Source organism: Nocardioides szechwanensis (assembly GCF_900103935.1).
GTDB lineage: Bacteria > Actinomycetota > Actinomycetes > Propionibacteriales > Nocardioidaceae > Nocardioides > Nocardioides szechwanensis.
Genome location: NZ_FNIC01000001.1, coordinates 913,714 through 939,589, shown reverse-complemented (window position 1 = coordinate 939,589; position 25,876 = coordinate 913,714). Strand labels below are relative to the sequence as shown.

25 protein-coding genes are annotated in these 25,876 nt (G+C 70.9%); 12 read left to right on the top strand and 13 right to left on the bottom strand.

Features of this window, described 5'->3' with window-relative positions:
- Window positions 1-7: 7 nt before the first annotated feature.
- The 3 genes from chrA to BLR90_RS04535 are packed head-to-tail and all read left to right on the top strand — an operon-like array spanning window position 8 to window position 1,932.
- Entirely contained in the window at window positions 8-1,372 is a 1,365-nt protein-coding gene (chrA, locus tag BLR90_RS04545; protein ID WP_091022867.1) for a chromate efflux transporter, read from the top strand.
- Window positions 1,373-1,396: 24 nt separating this feature from the next.
- Window positions 1,397-1,615: a ribbon-helix-helix domain-containing protein gene (locus BLR90_RS04540; protein WP_091022865.1), complete on the top strand. Its 219-nt coding sequence runs from the start codon at window positions 1,397-1,399 to the stop codon at window positions 1,613-1,615.
- Window positions 1,615-1,932, top strand: coding sequence for a type II toxin-antitoxin system PemK/MazF family toxin (locus BLR90_RS04535; protein ID WP_091022864.1), 318 nt, complete (start codon window positions 1,615-1,617; stop codon window positions 1,930-1,932). Before BLR90_RS04540 ends, BLR90_RS04535 begins: the two co-directional genes overlap by 1 nt.
- Before the next feature lie 123 nt (window positions 1,933-2,055).
- Here the strand turns inward: BLR90_RS04535 and BLR90_RS04530 are convergent, their stop codons facing one another.
- Complete coding sequence (locus BLR90_RS04530; RefSeq protein WP_143016105.1) at window positions 2,056-2,259, bottom strand: hypothetical protein; 204 nt, start codon at window positions 2,257-2,259, stop codon at window positions 2,056-2,058.
- Window positions 2,260-2,359: 100 nt separating this feature from the next.
- Here BLR90_RS04530 and BLR90_RS04525 point away from each other — a divergent pair, with 100 nt between their 5' ends.
- Entirely contained in the window at window positions 2,360-3,079 is a 720-nt protein-coding gene (locus tag BLR90_RS04525) for a VOC family protein (protein WP_091022862.1), read from the top strand.
- Window positions 3,080-3,111: 32 nt separating this feature from the next.
- Window positions 3,112-4,044, top strand: a complete 933-nt coding sequence (locus BLR90_RS04520) for a hypothetical protein (protein WP_091022861.1) — start codon at window positions 3,112-3,114, stop codon at window positions 4,042-4,044.
- Between the two features lie 4 nt (window positions 4,045-4,048).
- Here BLR90_RS04520 and BLR90_RS04515 read toward each other — a convergent pair whose 3' ends face one another.
- Together BLR90_RS04515 and BLR90_RS04510 are read right to left on the bottom strand one after the other, a co-directional pair.
- Window positions 4,049-4,678, bottom strand: coding sequence for a GrpB family protein (locus tag BLR90_RS04515; RefSeq protein WP_218029277.1), 630 nt, complete (start codon window positions 4,676-4,678; stop codon window positions 4,049-4,051).
- Between the two features lie 42 nt (window positions 4,679-4,720).
- Entirely contained in the window at window positions 4,721-7,075 is a 2,355-nt protein-coding gene (locus BLR90_RS04510; RefSeq protein ID WP_091022860.1) for an ATP-binding cassette domain-containing protein, read from the bottom strand.
- Between the two features lie 187 nt (window positions 7,076-7,262).
- On the opposite strand from BLR90_RS04510, the gene BLR90_RS20885 reads away from it, so the two are divergent.
- Complete coding sequence (locus BLR90_RS20885) at window positions 7,263-7,415, top strand: hypothetical protein (protein ID WP_170254182.1); 153 nt, start codon at window positions 7,263-7,265, stop codon at window positions 7,413-7,415.
- 14 nt (window positions 7,416-7,429) lie between these two features.
- Here BLR90_RS20885 and BLR90_RS04505 read toward each other — a convergent pair whose 3' ends face one another.
- The gene (locus tag BLR90_RS04505) at window positions 7,430-8,452 is read right to left on the bottom strand and encodes a zinc-dependent alcohol dehydrogenase family protein (RefSeq protein WP_091022858.1); all 1,023 of its coding nucleotides are present in this window, start codon (window positions 8,450-8,452) and stop codon (window positions 7,430-7,432) included.
- Window positions 8,453-8,534: 82 nt separating this feature from the next.
- Here BLR90_RS04505 and BLR90_RS04500 point away from each other — a divergent pair, with 82 nt between their 5' ends.
- Window positions 8,535-10,061: a helix-turn-helix domain-containing protein gene (locus BLR90_RS04500; RefSeq protein WP_091022856.1), complete on the top strand. Its 1,527-nt coding sequence runs from the start codon at window positions 8,535-8,537 to the stop codon at window positions 10,059-10,061.
- Window positions 10,062-10,284: 223 nt separating this feature from the next.
- Here BLR90_RS04500 and BLR90_RS04495 read toward each other — a convergent pair whose 3' ends face one another.
- Window positions 10,285-10,548: a zf-TFIIB domain-containing protein gene (locus tag BLR90_RS04495; protein WP_091022854.1), complete on the bottom strand. Its 264-nt coding sequence runs from the start codon at window positions 10,546-10,548 to the stop codon at window positions 10,285-10,287.
- A 72-nt stretch (window positions 10,549-10,620) separates the two neighbouring features.
- The gene (locus BLR90_RS04490; RefSeq protein ID WP_091022852.1) at window positions 10,621-13,581 is read right to left on the bottom strand and encodes a type II toxin-antitoxin system Rv0910 family toxin; all 2,961 of its coding nucleotides are present in this window, start codon (window positions 13,579-13,581) and stop codon (window positions 10,621-10,623) included.
- A 67-nt stretch (window positions 13,582-13,648) separates the two neighbouring features.
- Here BLR90_RS04490 and BLR90_RS04485 point away from each other — a divergent pair, with 67 nt between their 5' ends.
- The 4 genes from BLR90_RS04485 to BLR90_RS04470 all read left to right on the top strand — a co-directional run bounded on the left by BLR90_RS04485 (window position 13,649) and on the right by BLR90_RS04470 (window position 17,099).
- The gene (locus tag BLR90_RS04485; protein ID WP_091022850.1) at window positions 13,649-14,266 is read left to right on the top strand and encodes a TetR/AcrR family transcriptional regulator; all 618 of its coding nucleotides are present in this window, start codon (window positions 13,649-13,651) and stop codon (window positions 14,264-14,266) included.
- A gap of 49 nt (window positions 14,267-14,315) precedes the next feature.
- Window positions 14,316-15,128 carry a glycerophosphodiester phosphodiesterase family protein gene (locus BLR90_RS04480; protein WP_091022847.1) on the top strand — a complete coding sequence of 271 codons (813 nt, stop codon included), beginning with the start codon at window positions 14,316-14,318 and terminating at the stop codon, window positions 15,126-15,128.
- On the top strand, window positions 15,125-16,510 hold the full coding sequence (locus tag BLR90_RS04475; protein WP_091023272.1) for an MFS transporter: 1,386 nt from the start codon (window positions 15,125-15,127) through the stop codon (window positions 16,508-16,510). The genes BLR90_RS04480 and BLR90_RS04475 overlap by 4 nt, the downstream gene beginning before the upstream one ends.
- A gap of 205 nt (window positions 16,511-16,715) precedes the next feature.
- Entirely contained in the window at window positions 16,716-17,099 is a 384-nt protein-coding gene (locus BLR90_RS04470) for an RNA polymerase-binding protein RbpA (RefSeq protein WP_091022845.1), read from the top strand.
- 56 nt (window positions 17,100-17,155) lie between these two features.
- Here BLR90_RS04470 and BLR90_RS04465 read toward each other — a convergent pair whose 3' ends face one another.
- From BLR90_RS04465 to kdd, 7 genes are all read right to left on the bottom strand, one after another.
- A complete protein-coding gene (locus BLR90_RS04465) occupies window positions 17,156-17,641 on the bottom strand; it encodes an FxsA family protein (protein WP_091022843.1) in 486 nt (161 codons plus the stop codon).
- A complete protein-coding gene (locus BLR90_RS04460; protein WP_091022840.1) occupies window positions 17,638-18,417 on the bottom strand; it encodes a polyprenol monophosphomannose synthase in 780 nt (259 codons plus the stop codon). The genes BLR90_RS04465 and BLR90_RS04460 overlap by 4 nt, the downstream gene beginning before the upstream one ends.
- The gene (gene lnt, locus BLR90_RS04455; RefSeq protein WP_091022839.1) at window positions 18,414-19,952 is read right to left on the bottom strand and encodes an apolipoprotein N-acyltransferase; all 1,539 of its coding nucleotides are present in this window, start codon (window positions 19,950-19,952) and stop codon (window positions 18,414-18,416) included. Before lnt ends, BLR90_RS04460 begins: the two co-directional genes overlap by 4 nt.
- A 417-nt stretch (window positions 19,953-20,369) precedes the next feature.
- Window positions 20,370-20,753: a 3-aminobutyryl-CoA ammonia lyase gene (kal, locus tag BLR90_RS04450; RefSeq protein WP_091022837.1), complete on the bottom strand. Its 384-nt coding sequence runs from the start codon at window positions 20,751-20,753 to the stop codon at window positions 20,370-20,372.
- Complete coding sequence (gene kamE, locus BLR90_RS04445) at window positions 20,753-21,523, bottom strand: lysine 5,6-aminomutase subunit beta (RefSeq protein WP_091022835.1); 771 nt, start codon at window positions 21,521-21,523, stop codon at window positions 20,753-20,755. The genes kal and kamE overlap by 1 nt, the downstream gene beginning before the upstream one ends.
- Window positions 21,520-23,172: a lysine 5,6-aminomutase subunit alpha gene (gene kamD, locus BLR90_RS04440; RefSeq protein ID WP_091022833.1), complete on the bottom strand. Its 1,653-nt coding sequence runs from the start codon at window positions 23,170-23,172 to the stop codon at window positions 21,520-21,522. Before kamD ends, kamE begins: the two co-directional genes overlap by 4 nt.
- A complete protein-coding gene (gene kdd / locus BLR90_RS04435) occupies window positions 23,169-24,203 on the bottom strand; it encodes an L-erythro-3,5-diaminohexanoate dehydrogenase (protein ID WP_091022831.1) in 1,035 nt (344 codons plus the stop codon). Before kdd ends, kamD begins: the two co-directional genes overlap by 4 nt.
- Before the next feature lie 179 nt (window positions 24,204-24,382).
- Between kdd and BLR90_RS04430 the strand changes: the two genes are divergently transcribed.
- Window positions 24,383-25,837 carry a KamA family radical SAM protein gene (locus BLR90_RS04430; RefSeq protein WP_091022829.1) on the top strand — a complete coding sequence of 485 codons (1,455 nt, stop codon included), beginning with the start codon at window positions 24,383-24,385 and terminating at the stop codon, window positions 25,835-25,837.
- Window positions 25,838-25,876: the final 39 nt, after the last annotated feature.

The window sequence follows — 25,876 nt, the reverse complement described above, 5'->3', positions numbered from 1 at the left end:
TCTCGGCATGCCAGCCAGTGGGCCCACCGAGCGACCCCGCGATGTCGTGCCGCTGCGCGAGGCCACCAAGGCCTGGTTCGCCATCTCGCTGCAGACGTTCGGGGGACCGGCGGGCCAGATCGCCGTCATGCACCGGACGCTGGTGGACGAGCGACGCTGGATCGGGGAGCAACGCTTCCTGTTCGCGCTGTCCTACTGCACGTTGCTGCCCGGCCCCGAGGCGCAGCAGCTGGCGACGTACGTCGGGTGGCTGCTCAACGGGGTCAGGGGAGCGCTGGTCGCGGGGATCCTGTTCGTCCTCCCGGGAGTCGTGGCCCTGCTGGCCCTGTCCGGGATCTACGTCGCCTACGGGGACACGTCGTTCGTCGACGCGGTCTTCCTGGGCCTCGCGCCGGCGGTGATCGCGATCGTGCTCCAGGCCGTGGTGCGGCTGGGCACGAAGGGCCTCACCCACCCGGCGCTGGTGGTCTTCGCGGTGGTGGCCTTCTGTGCGCTCACGCTGTTCGGGGTGCCGTTCCCGCTGGTGGTCCTGGCGGGTGCGGTGGCGGGCTGGCTGCTCGGACGCGCCGTACCCGGCCTCACGGTGCCGCGGCCGCCGACGGCCGACGCGGGGCCGGCGCCGCTGATCAGCGACGACGCGCTCCACACCGAGCGTCCCTCAGGGCGCCGGTCGGCCACGATCCTCGCGATCGGGCTGACGCTGTGGCTGGCGCCGGTAGCGGCCTTCGCGGTCCTGGCCGGTCGCGACAGCGTGTTCGTCGACCAGGGTCTGTTCTTCTCCGGCGCGGCCGTGGTGACGTTCGGCGGTGCGTACGCCGTCCTGGCCTACGTCGCCCAGCAGGCGGTCGACGTCTACGGGTGGCTGGCCCCGGGGGAGATGGTGCGCGGGCTCGCCCTGGCCGAAACCACGCCCGGGCCGCTGATCATGGTCGTGCAGTTCGTGGCCTTCGTCGGCGCCTACCGTGACCCGGGCGGCCTGGACCCCTGGGTCGCCGCGGTCCTGGCCGCACTGCTCACGACGTGGGTCACCTTCGTGCCGTGCTTCCTGTTCATCCTGCTGGGGGCGCCGTACGTCGAGCGGCTCCGCGGCAACCGCTCGCTCTCTGCCGCCCTCACCGGGATCACGGCCAGCGTGGTCGGCGTGATCGCCAGCCTGGCGGTCTACTTCGCGGTCCACACGCTCTTCGACGAGACCGAGCGGGTCACCGCAGGACCGCTCGACCTCGACGTCCCCCTCCTCGACTCGCTGCAGTGGTCGGCGGTCGCGATCACCGCTCTCGGCTGCCTGCTGATCTTCCGGCTGCGCTGGGGCGTCCTGCGCACCCTCGGCGTCTGCACCCTGGCGGGCATCGCGTGGGGACTGCTTGCCTGAATCCCAAAGTGCTACCATTGTGGTATGACACTTCAGATCGCCGTGCGCCTGCCCGACGAGCTGGTCGGGTACGTCGACGGTCTCGTCGCCGAGGGTGCCGGCTCGCGCGCCGCCGTCGTAGCGCGCGCGTTGACGCTGTACCGGCAGCAGCTGCGGGGTGAGCAGGACGCGCGGATCCTGGAGGAGTCGGGGGACTACGACGACCTTGACGGTCTCGTGGCCCATGCGTCGATCGACGACTGATGCGCGACATCCACATCGCTCATCTCGACAAGGCTCGTCCCGTGGTGGTCCTGACCCGCGAGCCGGTGCGGGGCGCCATGCGCCGCGTCACCGTGGCCCCGATCACCTCGACCGTCAAAGGCCTGAGCACGGAGGTGCCGGTGGGCGCCGACAACGGCCTGGACGGCCCGAGCGTGGTCAGCTGCGACCACATCATCACCATCGACAAGGCGTCACTGGGCCGTCACGTTGGCTTCCTCCTCGAGCGCCAGGAGCGCGAGCTCGCGGCCGCGATCGTCAACGCGTTCGCGCTTCGGACCGACGATCTCTTCTCATGAAAGGGCAGGGGGCTCGAGAGTGAAGAGAAGTACTCCCCAGGGCTCTATCTACAAGAGTTGACATAATGTCAGTTATCGGCGATCTAGAACCCGGTTCGGATGTCCGGGTCTGGGGACTTCCTCCTAGGACCTGCGGTGACGGGTGAGGTACACCAGCCCAAGCACGGTTGCCAGCACCAGCGTCCCGACAGCGAACACCGTGGACGCGAGTCCCGTCAGGTCGGCGATCGCGTCGACGAGGGCGCCCACGGCCAGGGTCCCGCCGAAGATGGCCAGGGCTGTCGCGATGGTGACGGTCTGGAGGTCGCGGTGCGCCTGGCTTCGCATATTGGGCATTCTCGCTCAAGGGTGGGTTCCCCGCGCCTCTACGAGCGGCCCACGGAAACCGCGTTGCGGACCCAGGGGGACCGACCTAGCGTCGCACGGGATGACTCCTCAACTGCACGCCGTCTGCTTCGACGCGCACGACCCGTGGGCTCTCGCACGGTTCTGGGCCGGGATGCTCGGCTGGGAGCCGGCAGACGACCCCGATGGCATCGCGCTGCTGCCGAACGACGACACCGGGTTCCGGATCCGGTTCCTGCCGTCGCAGGAGCCGAAGGTAGTCCCGAACCAGATGCACTTCGACCTGACCAGCACGTCCTTGGACGACCAGGCGGAGAAGGTGGAGAGGGCGCTGCGGCTGGGCGCCCGGCGCCTCGATATCGGGCAGGGCCCCGACGCAGAGCACGTGGTGCTCGCCGACCCCGAGGGCAACGAGTTCGACGTGATCGAGCCGGGCAACAGCTTCCTGGCTGAATGCGGGTTCATCGGGGCGCTCTCCAGTGACGGCACTCAGGAGGTCGGGTACTTCTGGAGCGAGGCGCTCGAGTGGCCGCTGGTCTGGGACCAGGACCAGGAGACCGCGATCCGGTCACCGCTCGGCGGTCCGAAGATCACGTGGGGCGGCCCCCCGGTGAATCCGAAGCCCGGCAAGAACCGGTTGCACGTCGACCTTGCTCCCCCGGCCGGCGGCGACCAGGAGGCGGTGGTCGAGCGACTCGTCACCCTCGGGGCGTCGCGCATCGACCTCGGCCAGGGAGATGTCAGCTGGGTTGTGATGGCCGATCCCGACGGCAACGAGTTCTGCGTGCTGGCCGCGCGCTGACGCCGCGTGCGCGAGGGGATAGCGTCTGGTGCATGCCCACGGAGCGCTCCAAGCCGCGCCTCCCGGCGACCGTGGTCCTGGCTGTGGCGGCGGGTCTGCTGGCGGTCGGGGTCGCCGTCTGGGGCGCGACGCACCAACCCTCGTCCGAGGAGCCCGGTGGCTCCCCTCAGGAGACCACGACGGCGACGCCAGAACCCTCCCCCCGGCCTTCCGACGAGCCGCCGGTGGATGCGCGGTCGCGGCTGCGCGACGCGCTGGCGCGCTGGGAGGACGCGGACACCGGCTCGTTCACGCAGACGTCGGTGATCCCCGGCGTCGGCACGCTCACGCTGACCGGCGTCTATCGGCTGTCGACCCGCTCGTCCGACGCCACGCAGGTCTTCGCTGCCGACGAGGGCGATGTGGAGCCCGTCGAGGTCCGCTTCCTGGGGAGCCAGGGCGCCACCTACCTGAACAGCCCCGCCTGGGGGCCCGAGCTCCGGACCTGCTGGATGCGCTTCGACGCCCTGGCGCTGGCCAATGCGTCGGGCGTCGCGCTTGCCAACGGTGCCTCCAGCCTGCCTGCGAACGTCGTCGCGCTCTCACACGCACGAGCGACCCGCGTGGACCCCACCGACCCCGAGGTCGTCGTCGGCACCGTGCCGTTGACGGACGCCGCTCCGCTGTTCGGCTCCGGCCTCGTCCGGGCGCTGCGCGACACCCCGCTCGACGCTCTGGTCGCCGCGGAGTTCAGGCTGGTCGCGGGCGAGGTCGTGGGCTGGCGCATCGAAGGCGACAGCATGGTCGCGGCGCTGGAGTCGGCGCTGGCCACCCCGACCGAGAGCGTGCTGGCGGCGGTGGCGTCCTACGACGTGGAGGTCGAGTACGAGGGCGTGGGCGCGACGGAGGTCGACGTACTCCTGCCGGCTCGTGAGCTCCGGATGACCCAGGCGCAGGCCCAGTCGGGCGTCGGCTGTCGGCCCTAGCGACCTAGCCCGTACGCCGAGGGTGCGGGTCGTGCTCGTGCTCGGGGTCGGCGGCGAAGATCTTCTCGTACAGGTCGTAGACGACCCAGGCCTTCTCGTTGTTGTAGAGCATCTGGTCGGTGAACCCGAGGGCAGCGACCGCGCGCTTCACCTCGGCGTACAGTTCGCGGTCCTCGGGGTGGGTTCGCAGCCAGTCGCGGAACATCCGGTGCCGCCGCGGCTCGCGCGCGCCCGGCGAGAAGACGTGCAGGTTGCAGGTCGGCCCTCTGCCCCGCAGGCAACGGTGCTGCTCCCAGTCCGGCTCGCGCACCCTCAGCTCGAAGCCCGCCGCCTCGAGGTCGGGGAGCCAGGCGCCCTCGTCGCCCGAGTCGGCGACCGTGAGGTCCACGTCGATCATCGGCTTGGCCCACAGGCCGGGCACGGACGTCGAGCCGACGTGCTCGAGCGAGAGCACCCGCTCCCCCAGTGCCGCGACGACCTGGTCGCGCACCGCGTCGTACGCCGTGGGCCAGCCCGGGTCGGGAGCGACGACCTCCACCGGGGACGGCGTCCAGACGCCCAGCGCGGCCCGGGCCGCGTCGATCTGCTCCTGGGTCGGCGGGTCGTAGGGGTTCCACAGGGGGTGAGTACGCACGACCGGACCCTAGCCGCGGGCGGCTCTCGCCTGGACCCGTCCCTAGCCGCCGACGTACGCCGCCAGGTGCTCGCCGGTGAGCGTCTTGCGGTCGGCGACGAGTGCTGCGGGCGTGCCCTCGAAGACCACGAGGCCGCCGTCGTGCCCGGCGCCAGGGCCGAGGTCGATCAGCCAGTCGGCGTGCGCCATCACGGCCTGGTGGTGCTCGATGACGATCACGGACTTGCCGGAGTCGACGAGCCGGTCGAGCAGGCCGAGCAGGTTGGCGACGTCGGCGAGGTGAAGGCCCGTGGTCGGCTCGTCGAGGACGTAGATGTCGCCCTTCTCGGCCATCTGCGCCGCCAGCTTGAGCCGCTGCCGCTCGCCGCCGGAGAGCGTGGTCAGCGGCTGCCCCAGGCTGAGGTAGCCGAGCCCGACGTCCTCGAGCCGCTCCAGCACCTTGTGCGCCGCCGGGGTCTTGGCCTCGCCCTCGGCGAAGAAGTCCTCGGCCTCGGTGACCGACATCGCGAGCACCTCGGCGATGTTCTTCTCGCCCAGGGTGTACGCCAGCACGGCCGCCTGGAACCGCCGCCCCTCGCACTCCTCGCACGGTGACTCGACCGTCGCCATGACCCCCAGCTCGGTGAAGATCACCCCCGCGCCGTTGCAGGTCGGGCAGGCGCCCTCGGAGTTGGAGCTGAAGAGGGCAGGCTTCACGCCGTTGGCCTTGGCGAACGCCTTGCGGATCGGCTCGAGAAGACCCGTGTACGTCGCCGGGTTGCTCCGCCGCGAGCCCTTGATCGCGCCCTGGTCGATGACCAGCACGCCGTCGCGGTCGGCGACCGAGCCGTGGATCAGCGAGCTCTTGCCGGAGCCGGCCACGCCGGTGACCACGCACAGCACCCCGAGCGGGATGTCGACGTCGACGTCGCGCAGGTTGTGCGTGGACGCGCCGCGGACCTCCATGGTGGTGGTGGCCTCGCGCACGGCCGCCTTGAGCGTGGCCCGGTCGTCGAGGTGCTTGCCGGTGACGGTGCCACTCCCCCGCAGCCCGTTGACGGTCCCCTCGAAGCAGACCCTGCCACCGCCGCTGCCCGCGCCCGGACCGAGGTCAACGACGTGGTCGGCGATCGCGATGGTCTCGGGCTTGTGCTCGACCACGAGGACGGTGTTGCCCTTGTCGCGCAGCTGGAGCAGCAGTCCGTTCATCCGCTCGATGTCGTGCGGGTGCAGGCCGATCGTCGGCTCGTCGAAGACGTAGGTGACGTCCGTGAGCGCCGAGCCGAGGTGGCGAATCATCTTGGTGCGCTGCGCCTCTCCCCCGGACAGCGTGCCGGCGGGCCGGTCGAGCGAGAGGTAGCCCAGCCCGATCTCGGCGAACGATTCGAGCAGGTGCCGCAGCCCCTTGAGCAGCGGCGCGACCGACGGCTCCTCGAGCCCCCGCACCCACCCGGCCAGGTCGCTGATCTGCATCTGGCACAGCTCGGCGATGTTCCTGCCGTTGACCTTCGACGAGAGCGCCTCCTTGGTCAGCCGGGTCCCGTCACAGTCGGGGCAGGTCTGGAACGTGACGGCGCGCTCGACGAAACGGCGTACGTGCGGCTGCATCGCCTCGGGGTCCTTGGACAGCATCGACTTCTGGATCTTGGGGATGATCCCGTCGAAGGTGAGGTTGATGCCCTCGACCTTGATCTTGGTCGGCTCGGCGTAGAGCATCGTGTCGAGCTGCAACTTGCTGAACTTCGAGATCGGCTTGTCCATCGGCAGGCCGACGCCCTCGAAGAGCCGGCCGTACCACCCGTCCATCGAGTAGCCGGGGATCGTCAGCGCGCCCTCGCTGAGCGACTTCGTGTCGTCGTACAGCGCGGTGAGGTCGATGTCGTTGACGTTGCCCATGCCCTCGCAGCGCGGGCACATGCCGCCGAGGTAGACGGCGTCCTTGACGGCCTTCTTCTCGACGTGGCTGCCCTTGTCGGTCGTCATGACGCCGCTGGCCCTGCGGGTCGGGACGTTGAAGGAGTACGCCGTCGGCGGACCGACGTACGGCGTGCCGAGGCGGCTGAAGAGGATCCGCAGCATCGCGTTGGCGTCGGTGACGGTGCCGACCGTCGAGCGGGGGTTGGCGCCCATCCGCTCCTGGTCGACGATAATCGCCGTCGTCAGGCCCTCGAGCAGGTCGACCTCCGGGCGCGACAGCGACGGCATGAAGCCCTGCACGAAGGCGCTGTAGGTCTCGTTGATCATCCGCTGCGACTCCGCGGCGATCGTGGAGAACACCAGCGAGCTCTTGCCGGAGCCGGAGACGCCCGTGAATACCGTCAGCCGTCGTTTCGGGATCTCGACGCTGATGTCCCGCAGGTTGTTGACGCGCGCGCCCTGCACCCGGATCAGGTCGTGGCTGTCGGCGGCGTGGCTCATCTGCTCTCCCTCTGTCGGTGTTCCTAGCGGGTAGACGATCCGGAAGCGTGAAACGTGTCGGTCGTGCCCGCAACTGGCCCCCGGTAGGCCATTTTGCCTAGTCCTTTCGGACTAGATGCGCGTGGTTGCCACCCCGGGCCCGCCATTTCGCTTTACCTTCGAATGAATCGACCTTCGGGGGCAACCAATGTGGGACACCGCGCAGACCAGCGGTCACCAGCTCAGTCACGACATGCCGTGCGGCCACTGCGGCCACGCGATGCACACCTTCCTGGCCTGCTCCGACGCCTGCGACTGCACGCCCGCCGGCGTGCCGGTGCGGGCGCTTGCGCAGGTCTGACCGCCTGACGGCGCTCAGGCCTCGAGGTCGAGCATGACCTTGATCGAGCGCCGCTCGTCCATGGCGCGGTAGCCCTCGGCGACCTGGTCCAGCGGCAGCGTGGAGTCGAAGACCAGCCCGGGGTTGATCCGGCCGGAGACGACGAGGTCCAGCAGCTCGGGCAGGTAGCGCCGGACCGGAGCCATGCCGCCGCGCAGCCCGACGTTCTTCTGGAACATCCGCCCCAGCGGCGGCTCGACGCCGTGCGGAACGCCGACGAAGCCCACCGTCGAACCGGGGCGGGCGACCGCGAACGCCGTACCCATGGACTGGTCGGTGCCGACGCACTCGAGCACGGCGTCGGCACCGATGCCGTCCGTCAGCTCCTTGACCTCGGCGGCGCCCTCCTTGCCGCGGGCAGCGACGATGTGGGTGGCGCCGAACTCGGTGGCGATCTTCTGGCGCGACTCGTGGCGCGACATCACGATCACCTTCTCGGCCCCCATGACGGAGGCGGCGAGTACGCCGCACAGGCCGACCGCGCCATCCCCGACGACGACGACCGTGCCGCCCTCGGGCACTCCCGCAGCGACCGCGGCGTGCCACCCGGTGGGCATCACGTCGGAGAGGGCCAGCAGGGACGGCACCAGCGACGCGTCGGGCCGGCCGTCGAGCTTGACCAGGCTGCCCTCGGCCTGGCCCACGAGGGCGTACTCGCCCTGGCCGCTCTGGGTCATGCCCAGGTTGACGCAGGCCGACTGCACGCCGGCGCGGCAGTGGGCGCAGGTGTTGTCGCAGTGGCAGAACGGCACGATCACGAAGTCGCCGGGCGCGAAGGACGTCACCTCGGAGCCGACCTCCTCGACGATGCCGATGCACTCGTGGCCGATCGTGTTGCCGGCGGTGATCGGGTTCTCGCCGCGGTAGGGCCACAGGTCGGAGCCGCAGATGCAGCCCGCCGTCACCTTGATGATCGCGTCAGTGGGGGCACCGAGGGTGGGGTCCGGCACCTCGGTGACGCGGATGTCGCCGGGCGCATGGAGAGTCGTGGCACGCATGACCAGCATCCTTGCACTCCCCTGGTTCCGACCCCGCGGCGCGCATGTTTGCGCTATCTCATATGTGAGTTACCGTGAAGATATGGCTACGGACTTCAAAGGTCGGATCGGGCACCTGATCCGCGACGCGCGCAAGCACCGCGGACTCACCCAGCACCAGCTCGCCACCCTCCTCGGGACCAGTCAGAGCGCGATCAACCGCATCGAGAAGGGGCACCAGAACCTCTCCCTCGAGATGCTGGCGCGTATCGGCGAGGCCCTCGACTCCGAGATCGTGGCGCTCGGCGCCGGCCCCACGCACCTGCGGGTCACCGGCCCGACGACGCTGTCGGGCAGCATCGACGTCAAGACCTCCAAGAACGCCGGCGTCGCGCTGCTCTGCGCCTCCCTGCTCAACCGCGGCCGCACCACGCTGCGCAAGGTCGCCCGCATCGAAGAGGTCAACCGGCTGCTCGAGGTGCTCAACAGCCTCGGTGTGCAGACCAAGTGGCTCAACGACGAGAACGACCTCGAGATCATCCCGCCCAAGGAGCTCGACCTCACCCACATGGACGAGGACGCCGCCCGCCGTACCCGCTCGGTGATCATGTTCCTCGGCCCGCTGCTGCACCGCCTCGACACCTTCGACCTGCCCTACGCCGGTGGCTGCAACCTCGGCACCCGCACGGTCGAGCCGCACATGTCCGCACTGCGCCCGTTCGGCCTCGAGGTCAAGGCGACCGAGGGGTCCTACCACGCACAGGTCAACCGGGCGATCGAGCCGGTCCGGCCGATCGTGCTCACCGAGCGCGGCGACACCGTCACCGAGAACGCCCTGATGGCGGCCGCCCTGCACCCCGGTACGACGATCATCCGCAACGCGTCGTCCAACTACATGGTCCAGGACCTCTGCTTCTACCTCCAGCGCCTCGGTGTCGAGGTCCAGGGCATCGGCACCACCACCCTGACCGTCAGCGGCCTGGCCGAGATCAACGTCGACGTCGACTACTCCCCCAGCGAGGACCCGATCGAGGCGATGTCGCTGCTCGCCGCCGCGATCGTCACGAAGTCGTCGATCACGATCCGCCGGGTGCCGATCGAGTTCCTCGAGATCGAGCTCGCGCTGCTCGAGGAGATGGGCCTCAACTACGACCGCACCGACGAGTACGTCGCCGCCAACGGCAACACCCGTCTCGTCGACCTCACCACGCGGCCGTCCGACCTGCATGCGCCGCTCGACAAGATCCACCCGATGCCGTTCCCCGGCCTCAACATCGACAACCTGCCGTTCTTCGCGGTGATCGCCGCGGTGGCCGACGGCCAGACGTACCTCCACGACTGGGTCTACGACAACCGCGCCATCTACCTCACCGACCTCAACAAGCTGGGCGGTCACGTCAAGCTGCTCGACCCGCACCGCGTGATGATCGAGGGACCCACCCACTGGACTGGCGCCGAGCTCATGTGTCCCCCGGCCCTGCGCCCCGCCGTCGTCATCCTGCTCGCGATGCTCGCCTGCCGCGGGACGTCCGTCCTGCGGGGCACCTACGTCATCCACCGCGGCTACGAAGACCTCGCCGAACGCCTCAACGAGCTCGGTGCCTCCATCGAGACGTTCCGCGACATCTGAGTCGTCCGGGGGGTCCGGAGGTCCTGCGGACCTGCGGTTTGGTCACAAACCGCAGAGAATCGCGCCCCCGACGTGAGGTTTGTGACCAAACAACGGGTCCCGCGGGCCTGGCTGGTTCGTTCGCCCCGCGCGGGAGCGGATGCGCGGTTTGGTCACAAACCGCACGTTTCGGCGCCCAGAACCTGCGGTTTGTGACCAAACCGCGTGCCGAACGGCCGCGCACTCAGCTGAAGAGCGTCTCGACCCAGGCGCGGGCGGGGGCCCTGGCGGAGGGGGGTGCTTCGACCATGTCGGCGGTGATGCGGGGCAGCGGGGCGGTGTGCTGGCCGGCGTGGCGGTGCCAGTCGAGCTCGGACTCGATCATCGTCCCGAGGTCGGCGCGGGAGAGGAAGACGCCATGCCCGTCGGGGCACTGGGCCACCTCCCCGTCGCCGAGCGAGCGCGACACCATGGCCACTCCGCAGCGAGGACAGCTGTAGGTCTCCATCCCCCGACGTTAGTCCCGTCGCCCGGCCCCGGTCGGCACGCGCGCCGAGACCCTCCTCACCGGCTCGTCACGTCAGCGACCGGTCCAGACGGGGGTACGCCGCTCGGCGAACGCCGCGACCCCCTCGCGGGCGTCGTCGGAGAGGATCACCGGCGACGCGAGCTCGGTCTGCCGGTCGAACGCCTCGTCCGCGTCCCACGACGGCGACTCGTCGACGATCCGCTTGCCGACGGCCACGCTCAGCGGTGCGTTCGCAGCGATCTCCGCGGCCAGGCTCAGCGCCACCGCCAGGGCCTGACCGCGCGGCGTGACCCGGTTCACGAGACCGAGCTCGGCCAGTCGGGCCGCCCCCATCGGGGCACCCAGCAGCGCCAGCTCCATGGCGATGTTGCGGGGCAGCCGTTCGCGCAGCCGCAGCACGCCACCGGCCGCGGCGGCGAGACCACGCCGTACCTCGGGGATCCCCAGCTCCGCGTCCTCCGCCGCCACGATCAGGTCGGCCGCCAGCGCGAGCTCGCAGCCGCCGGCCAGGGCGCTGCCCTCGATCGCCACGACCAGCGGCTTCGTCGGCGGCCGCCCGGTCAGCCCCAGCGGGCCCCGGCCTGGAGTCAGCGGCAGCTCCCCGCGTGCGGCGGCCTTGAGGTCCATGCCCGCACAGAACGTGTCGCCGGCGCCGGTCAGCACGATCGCCCGCACCCGCGGGTCCGCCTCCGCCGCGTCCACCGCCCGCTCGAGCTCCTCGGCCGTGCGGGCGTCGATCGCGTTGCGCACCTCCGGGCGGTCGAGGGTGATCAGCAGTACGGCGTCGTGCCGCTCGGTGCGCACCGGTGGCCGCGGCGGTGCCGGCAGGTGCGACCCGCGCACGCCGGTCAGCGAGACCGCCTCGCCGTCGACCAGCACCTCGCAGCCGAGCGCGTCGCCGTCCACGAGCACGGCGACCACCTCCGGGTCCGTCGTCCTCACGAGCACCCGCGATCCCGACGGCGTCAGCAGGCTGAGCACGCCCGCCTCGGGCGAGCCGTCGCGGTCGTAGGGGACCGTGTAGGCCTCGACCACCGCCACCCCGTCGTACGACGTGCCGACCGGCCGCCGCGGCGGGTGCGGTACAACCGGCCGCAGGTGCTCGTAGGCGCGCGCCGGCGGGGTGGCGGAGTAGATGCCGAGCGCGTGCTTGGTCGCGTACCAGCCCAGTGACGTGCACAGTCCACGGCTGCTCGGGTCGCCGCGCAGCACCGGCACCAAGGACGCGAGCGCGTGCGTGCCGTAGTTGTTGCCCGGGCCGCCGGCGAAGGTGAGCCCGCCGGTCACGGTCAGCGGCCGCGACTCGTCGTCGACCGGGAGGCCCAGCGCGTCGGCGCCGATCTCGACGGCGGACGGGAAGCAGGCGTAGAGGTCGACGTGGGCGACGTCGTCGATGCCGACCCCGGCGTGCTCCAGCGCGGCCTCACCGAGCGCTGCGATGGCGGGCGAGCGGGAGAGGTCGGCGCGCTCGGAGACGAACCACTCGTCGTGCCCGGACGCGCCGGCGTGCACGAACACCCACCGGTCCTGGGGCACGCCGGCCGCCTCGGCCGCGGCGACGCTGGTGACGATCACGCCGGCGGCCAGGTCGACCTGGAGGTTGGCGCACATCAGCTTCGTGTAGGGCTCCGACACGGCGCGGTTGTCCGGGGTCGCGGTGGCGATGGCGTCGGCGTCGACGGCCGAGGGCGACCACGCGAAGGGGTTGCCGCCGGCCACCTCGGAGAAGCGCGACCACAGCCGCGCGATCGCCGTACGGTGCTCGGCGGGTGCGCGGCCGAGACGCCCGCGGACTGCCGACTCCATCAGCGCGTAGGTGTAGATCGGAGCCCCCAGCCCGACCCCGGTCTCCGCCTCGTTGTTCGGCCGACGATCCACTCCGATCAGACGAGTAGGCGCGTCGCCGTCGGGCTGCCGCGGCCAGTCGAGCGTCACGCCGGTGCGCTGCGCCCACGCGAGCGTCGAGCCCGCCTCGGCGCCGCTGAGCAGCACCACCTGCGCGCGCCCCTCGACGACCTCCTGCGCGGCGTCGTTGACGACGAGCTGGCCGCCGTCGCCGCCGTACGGGCTGGACTGCACGGTCTCCTCCGGGCGCGCACCGACCTCGTCGGCGACGAGCGCGGCCTGGTCGCCGTAGGTCCAGGACGCGCTGGGTACGGCGTACACCAGGTCGGCGGCCGCCAGCAGGTCTGTCGTGGCCCCGCTGTCGGCCAGCGCCGCGCGCAGAGCCGCGGCCGACAGGGCCACGGGGTCGCGGCCGGCGTCGGGCTCGCGCTGCACGACCTGTCCGACCCCGACCACCACCGGCGTCGACGGGTCGAGCTCGCGCCCGGTGGCGACGTGCAGCACCCGTGCCGCCGACAGTCGCAGCCGGGGCGACGTCGCGCCCGAGAGGGACGACGTCAGGGCCGTCAGCGAGTCGTGCAGCGCCCGCTCCAGGCTGCGTACGGCGGTCGACCCGATCGGTCCGCGCACGGGAGCCCCGTCGAGCGCGGCGTCCAGGCGGACCGTCGACCCGGTGCCGTGGCCGGACACCGTGGCCCACAGGCCGAGGGTGATCCCCATCGGCCCGGTGCCCCGCAGGGCGAAGCCCGCCTCGCCGGCCGCGGTGACCGTCCAGCGCGCCTCGGCCGGGATGTCCATGAGCAGGATCTGCTGCGCGAAGCTGTCGCCGACCGACAGGGTCGCCGGGACCTCACCGCGCCAGCTCGAGTGGATGGTCAGCCAGTCCGCGACCTGGCCGAGGTCGTGCAGCCGCGCCACCACCTCGTCGGGCGCCGCGGTGCAGTCCTGCTGGGCGTGGACGTGCCGGGGGAAGTCCGTGACCCCGTCCGGAGCCGGCAGCTCCTCCCCCACCACGACCTGGCCGCCCACTCCCCCGCGGCCGCTGACCTGGCCGAGCAGGCTGCGCCGGAGCTCGGGGCTGCGGGCGGCGCGGCCGGCCACGGACGCCAGGGCGGCGCCCTGGCGCAGGCCGCGACGCAGGTTGCTGAGAGGGGTGCTCCGGGTCATCGACACACTTTCCGTACGTTTGGACTGTTTCTTCCATTGTGCCCTACCCGTCCCCTACCGTGGACACATGCCCACCGCTCCCGTCCGCCGTACGCAGGGCCGACGGACGCAGGGCGAGCGGACCGCCGCGACCCGGGCCCGACTGCTCGACGCCACCTTCGAGTCCGTCCTGGACCGCGGGTGCGCCGCGACCACGATCGCGGAGGTCCAGCAGCGCGCGGGCCTGGCCCGCGGCACTCTGTTGCACCACTTCCCGACGCGGGCGTCCCTGATGCTGGGCGTCGTCGAGGACGTCGCCGCGCGCCGCCTCGGCGTGCTCGCGCAACCGGCGTCGGGAGGGTGGCCAGAGGCCGTCGCGATCGTGCGCAGCGACCTGGAGAGCCCCGTGTTCCTCGTGGTCCTCGAGCTCTGGGTCGCCGCCCGCACCGACCCCGACCTGCGCGACGCACTGGTGCCCGTGGAGCGGGTCGTCTTCGAGTCGGTGCACCGCGCCGTCACCGACGTCGTCGGCACCGACGACCCCCGGGTGCCGACGCTGGTGCAGTTCACGATCGACCTGCTCACCGGCGCCACGATGACCGGGCTGCTCCACCACGACCGGGCCGCGCACGAGCTGCTCGTACGCCGCTGGGTCGCCGCCCTGGGCGTGCTGCTCGGCGAGGCCGACGCCGACTCCTGGCTCTGAGTCTCGCCAGTCCCCCCGAAATGGCCCCGCGTAGGTGAATACTGCATCCGTGACGTCGCCGACCACCGGGTTCGCCTACCTCGACGAGGTGCTCCGGCAACCCGGTTCGGTGCTCGCGTTCGCCCACCGCGGCGGGGTCTACCACCCCGAGATCGAGGGCCTGGAGAACACCGTGGCGGCCTTCAAGCACGCGGTGGCGCTCGGCTACGACTACCTCGAGACCGACGTCCACGTCACCCGCGACGGCGTCCTGCTCGCGTTCCACGACGACGTGCTCGACCGGGTCACCGACCAGGTCGGCGCGCTCGCCGAGACGACGTTCGCCGACGTGCGCACCGCCCTGATCGGCGGCCGGGAGCAGGTGCCCACGCTGGCCACGCTCTTCGACGAGTTCCCCGACGCGCGGTTCAACATCGACCTCAAGTCCGACGGCGCGGTGCCGGCCCTCGTCGACTTCATCACCGCTCGCGACGCCCACGACCGCGTCCTGGTCGGCTCCTTCTCGCGCCGCCGTCTCGCCGAGTTCCGCCGGCTGACGCACGGGCGGGTCCCGACCTCGGCGCACCCCGTCGAGGTGGTCGCCTTCCGTGTCCTGCCGAGCGGCCACCTGGCCAACTGGCTCACCCGGGGCCGGGTCGCGGCCCTCCAGATCCCCCACCGGCGCCGCCGGTGGGTCATCGCAACACGGGGGCTCGTACGCCGTGCCCACGCGGTCGGCCGGCACGTCCATGTCTGGACAGTCGACACCCCCAGCGAGATGAGGGAGCTCCTCGACCGTGGCGTCGACGGGCTGTTCACTGACCGCACCGATGTGCTCAAGGCCGTGCTCGAGGAGCGCGGCCAATGGAGGGAGACCGCATGACGACGCAGTCAGTTGCCGATCTCGGACCGCTCAACCGGGCCAAGGAGCAGAAGGCCTGGTACTGGTACGACTGGGCCAACAGCGCCTACGTCACCACGATCGCGACGGTGCTGTTCGCGCCGTACCTCACCTCGATCGCCGAGAAGGCCGCCTGCGGCTTCGTCACCGACGAGGACAAGGGCCTCAAGTGCAGTGAGAACCTCCAGGTCCTCGGCCTCGGGATCTCCCCCGGCTCGCTGGTGTTCTACGTCGTCACCGTCGCCACCATCTTCTCCGCGCTCGTGCTGCCGATCGTCGGCGCGATGGCCGACCGCTCGGCGAAGAAGAAGAACATCATGGCCGGCTTCGCGTGGGTCGGCAGCGCGGCCGCGGCCTGCATGTTCTTCGTGACCGGCGACAACTGGCAGCTCGGCGTGCTGCTCCTCTTCATCGCCAACATCTGTCTCGGCTCGTCGCTGGTGGTCTACGACGCGATCCTGTGCGAGATCGCCGAGCCCGACGAGCGCGACCGGGTCTCCTCGCGCGGTTGGGCGATGGGCTACCTCGGCGGCGGCCTGCTCCTGGCGGTCAACCTCGCCGTGGTCACCTTCCACGAGGAGCTGGGCATGAGCACCGGTATGGCGGTGCGGGTGAGCATGGTCTCCGCGGCAGTGTGGTGGGCGGCGTTCACGTTCATCCCCTACCGCGGCATCCGCAACCGAGAGCCGGTCGCGGTCGAGCGCGAGCCCGGCGGGCTGGTCCGCCAGAGCTTCGGCCAGCTCGGCGCGACGCTCAAGGACATGCGCAACTACCCGATGACGCTGACCTTCCTGCTCGGCTACCTCTTCTACAACGACGGCATCCAGACGGTCATCGCGTCGGCGTCGATCTACGGCGAGAAGGAGCTCGGGTTCAGCACCTCGGTGCTGATCGCCACGATCCTGCTGGTGCAGTTCGTCGCGTTCTTCGGGGCCCTGCTGTTCGGCAAGCTCGCCGCCAAGCGCGGCAGCCGCAAGGTGATCCTCGGTGGCCTGGTCGTGTGGATGGTCATCGTCACGGTCGGCTACTTCATCCCGGAGAAGAACGTCGGCATGTTCCTCGGCCTGGCCGTCGGCATCGGTCTCGTGCTCGGCGGCACCCAGGCTCTGTCGCGCTCGTTCTTCAGCCAGCTCATCCCCCGGGGACGCGAGGCGGAGTACTTCTCGCTCTACCAGGCCTGCGAGCGCGGCACGAGCTGGCTGGGCACCCTGGTCTTCGGTGTGGTCCACCAGCTCACCGACTCCTACCGACCGGCCATCTTCGCCCTGATCATCTTCTTCGTCGTCGGTGGCGCCCTGCTCTACAGGGTCGACCCGCAGCGCGGCATCCGCGAGGCCGGCAACCAGGTCCCCCAGGTCGTGTGACCCGGGTGTGACCTGCCGCACCCGCGACTAGCGACATACCGGGGGTTTGTCCCGCAATTGCCGGAATCTTTGCCCGCCTCGCTAACGTTGAAAGAAGCGAAGGTCACGTGCCGTCGCGCGCCGGAGGGTTTTCACCGGGGCGCCAGATGGGTACTTGACCTCGGAGAAGGTTTTCACGGGGCAACAAGACGTTTGGAGGTGCCTCATGGCTGAGCGCACATTGCGCGGCGCACGACTCGGAGGCCAGAGCTTCGAGGACGAGCGCGGGATCGAGTTCGCGGCTCGTCAGCAGGTCGGATACCGGTGTCCACAGGGCCACGTCTTCGAGATCACCATGTCGGTCGAGGCCGACGTACCGGCGATCTGGGAGTGCCCGCGCTGTGGCGCGGAGGGCCTGAGCACCGACGGCATCGAGAAGGTGGTGAAGGCCGAGAAGCCGGCCCGCACCCACTGGGACATGCTGCTGGAGCGCCGCTCCGAGAAGGAGCTCGAAGACATCCTCAAGGAGCGTCTCGAGCTGCTGCGTGGCGGCGAGATCGGTCCGGCGCACCTGCACCGGGCCACCAAGAAGCGCAAGGCCACTGCCTGAGGCCTGTCAGGCTTGCTCGCCCCGATCCGGTACGCCGGGTCGGGGCGAGTCGCATTTCACGACCCGGCCGACGGGTCCTCCACGACGTCGCCGCGGACCACGGGCCCTTGCGGGCCGGCACCCGGGCCGCGCCCGGTCTCGCCGAGGGTGGCGACGACGACGCGGCGGGTGACGAAGCCGGTCAGCAACCGCCGGAAGGCGGGTCGGGTGACCGGCAGGATCAACAGGATGCCGAACGCGTCGGTGACGAAGCCCGGGCTGAGCATCAGGGTGCCGCCAACCAGGATCAGCGCCCCGTCGGCGAGCTCGCGCGCCGGCATCCGGCCGCTGTTGATCGCGGTGGTCAGCGCGCGCCACGCCCGGCCGCCCTCACGCCTGATCAGCCAGCTGCCGATGATGCTGTCGACGACGAGCAGCAGGATCGTCCACCACGCGCCGATCACCTGGCCGACCTGGATCAGGACGTAGATCTCCAGCAGCGGTACGACGATCAGCGCGACGACGAGCAGCCAGCCCAGGCGTCCGCGCCGACGGGGGCTCATCGCCGGACCCCTCGTGGGCCGCCCCGCCCGCGCCGCCAGGCACGGCGTACCTGGTCGCGGCGCTCCTTCACGCCCCACCAGGTGATGTGCTTGAGCGACTCGGTGGCGATGTCGGGCGTCATCTTGGACGCGCCACGCACCCGCTCGACGAACTCGATCGGCACCTCCCGCACGGTCAGCCCGGCGCACAGGGTGCGGTAGGCGAGGTCGCTCTGGAAGACGTAGCCGGTGGAGCGCACCTGGTCGAGGTCGATCTTCTCCAGGGTGCTGCGCCGGAAGAGCCGGTAGCCGGCGGTGGCGTCCCGGACGCCGATGCCGAGCAGCACGCGGACGTAGAGGTTGCCTCCTCGGGAGAGCAGCTCACGCGACCTGGGCCAGTTGACCACCGACCCACCGGTGATCCAGCGCGACCCGATCACCAGGTCGGCCTCGCCCAGCGCGTCGAGGAGACGGTGCAGCTCTTCGGGCTGGTGCGACCCGTCGGCGTCCATCTCGCCGATCACGTCGTACCCCTCGGCGAGCGCCCACCGGAAGCCTGCGATGTAGGCCGCACCCAGGCCCTCCTTGGCCCGGCGGTGCAGTACCTGCACCTGCGGGTCCGCCGCGGCGATCCGGTCGGCGATCTCCCCGGTGCCGTCGGGAGAGCCGTCGTCCACCACGAGCACGTCGACCTGCGGCTCGGCGACGCGCAGGCGCTCCACGATCCAGGCGAGGTTGTCGGCCTCGTTGTAGGTCGGCACGACGACCACAATGCGTCCGAGCGCGTCGATGCTCATGAGAGAACCTTGTCGTGGGTCGTGTCGGTCGGGGCGGGTTCGGGCTCCGGCAGGGTGCTCCTCCGACGATACGGGAGCGCGCCCAGCAGCAGTCCGACAAGCGTCAGGACGGTGCACACTCGCCCCGGCCAGGCGCCCAGGCGGACCCCCGGGGTCACCGCGGTGGCCAGGCCCACCTCCTCCACGAGCACGGTCGTGGTGCGCGGGTCGGCGACGGCCACCACCTCGCCGTCGGGCGCGATCACGCCCGAGACGCCGTTGGGCGACGCGACGGCCAGCCAGCGCCCGGTCTCGATCGCCCGGAGCCGGGTGATCGCGAACTGCTGGTCGATCTGGTCGGTGAAGATGAAGCTGGCGTTGCTCGTCTGCACGGTCAGCAGCTCGGCACCCCGGGTGACCTGGTCGAAGATGCCGTCGTCGTAGGCGATGTCGAAGCAGATCGAGTCGGCGACGCTGATCCCCGCCACCTGCAACGGCGTCTTCCGGGTGCCGCTCAGCATGTCGCGCGGGACCAGCGCGAGCTTGCCGAAGGTGCCCGTGAGGTAGCGCCGCAGCGGGATGTACTCGCCGTAGGGCACGGGGTGGCGCTTGGTGTAGCGGTCACCGGCGCCGGTCACGGGGTCCCAGACGATGCCCTGGTTGAGCACGTGGTCAGGCCCGGAGTCGACCATCGCTCCCACCAGGATGGGGACCCCGATCGCGGCCGAGGCCTCGCGGATCCCGGCGTTGACGGTCTCGTCGCGGAACGGGTCGCTGGCCGTCGAGTTCTCCGGCCACAGCACGAAGTCGGGTTGCGGCTGGCTGCCCGCGCCGACGGCCGCGGCCAGGTCGACGGTCGCGTCGACGTGGTTCTGGGTGACCTGCTGGAAGTCGTAGAGGATGTCGTTGCCCGGGCCGGGCACGTTGCCCTGCACGACAGCGACCGTGGCGGTCCCCGTCTGCTCGAGCTCGTACGGCGCCAGGGCCGGCAGCAGCGCCAGCGCCACGAGCCCGACGGTCACCGCACCGGCCACCAGGCGCTCGCGGTCGCGGGCGACCACGACCCAGGCGAGCAGTGCCCCCATCGCGGCGAGCAGCAGGCTGACGCCGACCGACCCGACGTAGGGCAGGGCGGGGGCGAGCGGGGTGTCGACGACCGCGAACGACAGCCGGCCCCAGGGCATCCCGCTGAACGGCCAGCCGCTGCGGAGCACCTCCACGGCCACCCAGGCGGCAGCGAGCCAGGCCGGCCACAGGCGGCGCCGGTGCAGGGCCGCGGTCACCGAGCCGAGCACGCCGTAGAACAGCGCCTCGATCCCCGCCAGCGCCAGCCAGGCGTCGAGGCCGATGGACTCGCGCATCCAGTAGATGTGGGTGAAGTAGAAGCCGACGCCGAACGCGAGACCGGGCAGCCAGCCGGAGCGGGCCCGCAGTCCGCGGGTCGTGAGGAACAGGGCGCCGACGGCGAACGGCACGATCCATGGCAGAGCCACCGGCTCGAAGGCGAGGGACAGAGTCAGGCCTGCGGCCAGCGCGAGGAAGGTCCGCAGCAGCACACGGTGAAAACTACCGGGTCGGCGGGCAGGTCACTGCCCTGGCGCTGGTGGCAGGTCCGGAAAGGCCCCGGGCTCCTTCGGCCATCCCGGGAAACGACTGGCTGCCGAGGCCAGGAAGTTCTCTAGGGGGCTGGGGGCCTTTCCGGGTCCGCTCTCGCGGGAGCGGACCGACCTCCGCGAACCACGTCGGACAGGTGAGTGGCGCCTTCACCCTCCGACCCGGTCACTCGGACGTCGGTTCGCCGGCCACGATCTGCGTGAGCGGACGGCGTACAGTTTCGTCTCTTCGCGCCGGGTGTCAACCGGCCACTGACCTGCGCAAATGCGTGAACGCGCAGGTCAGCGCGATGCTCTGCGTTCCGCAAAAGTTCACACTATTTCCGGGCCCGACGGCGTGTCGCGTCGCGGCACGCCGGATCAGGGGACGACGACCGTACCGGTGGCAGTCGTGGCGACCAGCGGCTGCGCCAGGAAGGTCGCCGCGCCGGGCTGCTGGGGAGTGGCCGCACCGCGCGCGACGACGAGCACCGCGAGCTCCAGGACCCGCGACCTGGTGCCGACGCGGGTCAGCTCGCAGGTGACCTCCACGACGTCGCCGGCCCGCACCGGGGCCAGGAACTGGACGTCGGAGTAGGACGCGAACAGCCCCTCGTCGCCGTCGCTGAGGATGCACATCTCGGTGGCGACGTCACCGAACAGCCCGAGGCTGTAGGCCCCGTCGACGAGGTTGCCGGCGTAGTGGGCGTGGGAGTAGGGGACGTAGCGGCGGTGGACCACGCGGGTCCCGACCTCGGCTGCCATCAGGACGCCTTCCGTTGGGTGGTCAAGCGGTGCACAAGGTACGACGCCACCTCGCCCGGCGTCGTACCCCGGGAGAACACGCGGTCGACGCCGAGCTCCTCGGCCATGGACTCGTCGAAGCGGGGGCCGCCGACGATCAGCAGCGGGCGCCGGTCGGTGGGGTAGGACTCGCGGAACGCCGCGGACATCTCGCGGGTGTTGAGCAGGTGGGCGTCGCGCTGGGTGACGACCTGGGAGACGAGCACGGCGTCGGCCTTCTCCTCGCGGGCGCGCTCGACGAGCTGCGGCACGGAGACCTGGGCGCCGAGGTTGACCACCTTCAGCTCGCGGTAGTACTCCAGCCCCTTCTCCCCCGCGAACCCCTTGATGTTGAGGATCGCGTCGATGCCGACCGTGTGGGCGTCGGTGCCGATGCACGCGCCGACCACGGTCAGGCGGCGGCGCAGCGCGCGCTTGATCGAGGCGTTGGCCTCCTTGGGGGTCAGCAGCGGGTAGTCGCGCTCCACGACCACCACCTTGCTGGTGTCGACCAGGTGGTGGACCCGGCCGTAGACCACGAAGAACGTGAAGTCGGGGCCCATCGGCTTGGCGTGCACGACCAGCGCGGGGTCCATGCCCATCTTGTTGGCCAGCTGGGCGGCGGCGCCCTCGGCGAGCTTCGCCTGGTCGCCCAGCGACGAGATCGGCAGCGTGAAGCTGATCTGCACCATGCCGTCGCCGGTGGTGTCGCCGTAGGGGCGGACGATGTGCGGCTCCGGAGCGGTGGTCAAAGCGTTCTCCTCTTCTTTTCGCGCTTCGGTTCCTGAGGAGGTTGCGAAGCAACCGTCTCGAAGGGCTCCTCCAGGATCTCGGACGCGGGGTTGTAGTAGACGCTGGACTTCTTGGCCACGCCGTCGAGGCCTCGGCCCCGGTCGGCGGGGCGCTTCATCAGGCCGAAGGTGCCGTCGGCGATCGCGTCCAGGAGGCCGTTGTCATGCTCGAGGATCCGGTCGAGCAGGTCGATCGACTCCCCCAGCACCTGGCGGGCGCGGTTGGCGATGAAGCCGTCGGGCTCCGGGCGGAAGTCCTCGTGGAGGTTGCCGGCGGCGTTCATGACGTAGCGGACGTTCTGGAGCGCGAGGTCGCGGTCGGAGATCCACGGCGTCACGACCGCCTCTGTCATCATCCCGACCAGCAGGATGCCCTGGCCGGTGAGCGCCCCGACCAGGTTGAAGAAGCCGTCGAGGAGGTAGCCGCGGAAGACGTCGCCGGTCATGTGCCGGGTCGGGGGCATCCACTTGAGGGGCGCGTCGGGGAACAGCTCGCGGGCGAGCAGCGCGTGGGCCAGCTCCATCCGGAACGAGTCGGGCACCTCGGGGTCGATCTCGAAGGCGTGGCCCAGGCCGAGCTGCCAGTCCTCGAGGCCGGCCTCCTTGGCGAAGTACTCGTTGAGGAGCTGGCTGGTGGTGACCGTGTGGGCGGCCTCGATGGCGTCGGCGGTGGTGAGGTAGTTGTCCTCACCGGTGTTGATGATGATCCCGGCCCGGGCGTGGACCTGGCGGCTGAAGCGCTGGTCGACGAAGGTGCGCACCGGGTTGATGTCGCGGAAGAGGATCCCGTACATCGAGTCGTTCAGCATCATGTCGAGGCGCTCGAGCCCGGCGAGGGCCGCGATCTCGGGCATGCAGAGGCCGGAGGCGTAGTTGGTGAGCCGGATGTAGCGGCCCAGCTCCTTGCCCGACTCGTCGAGCGCGGCCCGCATCAGCCGGAAGTTCTCCTGGGTGGCGTAGGTGCCGGCGAAGCCCTCGCGGGTGGCGCCCTCGGGCACATAGTCGAGCAGGCTCTGCCCGGTGGAACGGATCACCGCGATCACGTCGGCGCCCTCGCGGGCGGCCTGCTGGGCCTGCGGGATGTCCTCGTAGATGTCGCCGGTGGCGACGATCAGGTAGATCCAGGGCTTGCGGGGCGCGTCGCCCTGGCGCTTGATCAGGCGGTCGCGCTCGACCCGGCGCTGGTCGATCCGCTTGATGCCGCGCGCGACCTGCTTGCGGGAGGCGGTGCGGGCGCGGACGGCGTCCTTGCCCTCGGGGAGGCGGAACGTCACGGAGCCGGCCGAGGCCTTCTGGGCCAGGGACGACAGGTCTTCGGCCTCGCCGCGCACGAGTGCGTCCCAGACCGGCAGGGCGACGCCGTGCTCGAGCCCGGTGTCGGCGCGGACCACGTCCATCAGCCGGTTGACCCAGGGGGTGCCCTCGGCGTCGGCGCCCTCGAGGCCGGCCAGGCGCAGCGTGGCGCGCTCGACGGCCACCGTCGTGTGCTGCTCGGCGAGCTTGACGATCGGGCGCCCGGCCTTCTTGGCCAGCGCGCGCGCCTTGCGGACGGTGGCCGGGTCGAGGTCGAGCTTGGTGCGGCGCTTGGAGGTGCGGCCGGTGGTGCTCATCCGAGCCTGCTCTCGAACAGGGCGCGTACGCCGTCGTGCTCGCGCAGCAGCTGCAGCGCGAGGTCGGCGTGGCCGGGGACGTAGCCGTTGCCGACCAGCATGGTGACGTCGGCCGCCAGTCCCTCGGCGCCGAGCGCGGCCGCGGAGAACGACGTGGCCATGGAGAAGAAGACGACCGTGCCGCGGTCGGCGGTGGACAGGATCGCGCCGCCCTCGCAGCCGGGTACGTCGACGCAGACGACGGTGACGTCGGCGGGGCCACCGGCCTTCTCGACGGCGTCGCGCAGCGCGATCGGGTCGCGGGCGTCGGCCACCACGACCTCGTCGGCCAGCCCGGCGGCTCGCAGCCGAGCTGCCTCCTCCTCGTGGGGCACGATCCCGATCAGGCGGCGGGCGCCGGCCCGGCGCGCAGCCGCGAGGCTGAGCGAGCCGGACTTGCCGCCGCCACCGATCACGGCCACCGTCGGCCGGTCGTAGCCGCTCACGACGCGGTGGGTCAGCGCGGGCGCCCCACACACGTCCATCACCGACAGGCTCACCTCGGCGGGCAGGTCGTCGGGGATGACCGCCGCGATGGAGCGGCCGAACAGGACGGCGTACCCACGGCAGGGGACCTGCTCGTCGCGACCGTCCCAGTCGTCGAGGCCGTCCTCGATCACCAGCGGGGTCAGGGTCAGCGAGACCAGGGTGGTGACCCGGTCGCCCACCGTGAGGCCGAGCGGGGAGTCGGGGCCGACCTCCTCGACCACGCCGACCAGCATGCCGCCGGAGCCGGTCTCGGGGTTTTGCATCTTGCCGCGCGCCGCGACGATGGCGACCACCTCGGCCCTGATCGCGTCGCGGTCTCCCCCGTGCTTGCGCTCGAGCTGGCGGAAGGAGGCGGCATCGAGGTTGAGGCGCTCCACGCGGATGCGCACCTCGTCGGGCCACAGCTCGCGGCGGGTGTCGAGACGCTCGGCCGCCTGCGGCAGCACGACGGCGTCGTCGAGGACGCGGTGTAGACCGGTCGGATCGCCGTTGCGACGAGTCATTGCAGAGAGTCCTCCGGTTGGCACATACTTCTAACAGGAGATCATCCGGCGCGTTGATGTGCACACCGGACGATCTCCGCCTAGTCTGGCAGAGCGGTTCGTCGCCGTACAACCGACGCGCCGCCTCTCTGACACCCACGGCCCTACCGCCACTCCTACTTCCGCCCGCAGGAGCGACCATGAGCATCGAGACGTCCATCGACCTGGTGACCGGTCAGCCCTACCCGTACCGGCGGGTGGAGCTCGTCGAGCCCGACTGGACCCGGTTCCCGGGCTGGCGTGAGGTGACGCCGATGGAGTGGGCCTCGGTGCAGTGGCAGCGCGCTCACTGCGTCAAGAACGTCCGCCAGCTGCGCGAGCTGATGGGCGACCTCGTCGACGAGCGGTTCTACGCCGACCTCGAGCGCGACCAGGCCGAGCGGGCCACCATGTCGATGCTCGTGCCGCCGCAGATGATGAACACCATGCTCCCGGGCGTCGTGCCCGGCGGTCCCGGCTCGCTGACCGAGGCGCTCTACGCCGACCCGGTGCGCCACTACATGATCCCGGTGTTCTCGGACCGTCGTACCGACTGGTCCTCGCACCCGCACGCCACCCGCGACTCGCTCCACGAGCACGACATGTGGGTCGCCGAGGGTCTCACCCACCGCTACCCCACCAAGGTGCTGGCCGAGCTGCTGCCGACCTGCCCGCAGTACTGCGGCCACTGCACCCGGATGGACCTCGTCGGCAACTCGACGGCCGTCATCGACAAGCTCAAGTTCACCGCCAAGCCGGCCGACCGGCTCGACTCGATGATGGACTACCTGCGCCGTACGCCGTCCGTGCGCGACGTCGTGGTCTCCGGCGGCGACGTCGCCAACATGCCGTGGCCCCGCCTCGAGGACTTCCTCACGCGCCTGCTCGAGATCGACAACATCCGCGACATCCGGCTCGCCACCAAGGCGCTGGTGGGTCTCCCCCAGCACTGGCTCCAGCCCGACGTCCGCGAGGGCATGACCCGGGTGGCCTCGGTGGCGCGCGCTCGCGGTGTGTCGATCGCGATCCACACGCACGCCAACCACGCCAACTCGATCACCCCGCTGGTGGCCGAGGCGTCGCGGGCGATGCTCGAGGCCGGCGTGCGCGACGTACGCAACCAGGGCGTCCTGCTCAACGGCGTCAACGCCGACCCGCACGTCCTGCTCGACCTGTGCTTCCGCCTGCTCGACGGCGCGCAGATCATGCCCTACTACTTCTACATGTGCGACATGATCCCGTACTCGGAGCACTGGCGGGTCTCGGTCGCTGACGCCCAGCGGCTGCAGCACCACATCATGGGCTACTTGCCGGGCTTCGCGACCCCGCGGATCGTGTGCGACGTCCCGTTCGTCGGCAAGCGCTGGGTGCACCAGCTGGCGTCGTACGACGAGGTGCGCGGCATCTCGCACTGGACCAAGAACTACCGGACCTCGATCGAGGCGACCTCGGAGGACGCCCTGTCCCGGACCTACGAGTACTACGACCCCATCCACACCCTCCCCGCCGAGGGCCAGGCCTGGTGGGCCGAGCACGCCGACCTCGACTCCTCCGCCCTCAAGGCGGCCGAGGTCGCCGAGGCCTCCCGCCGGATGGCCGCGCTCCAGGCCTACTGACCCAGCACGTCGCAGGCCCTCGGACCTGCGGTTTGTGAC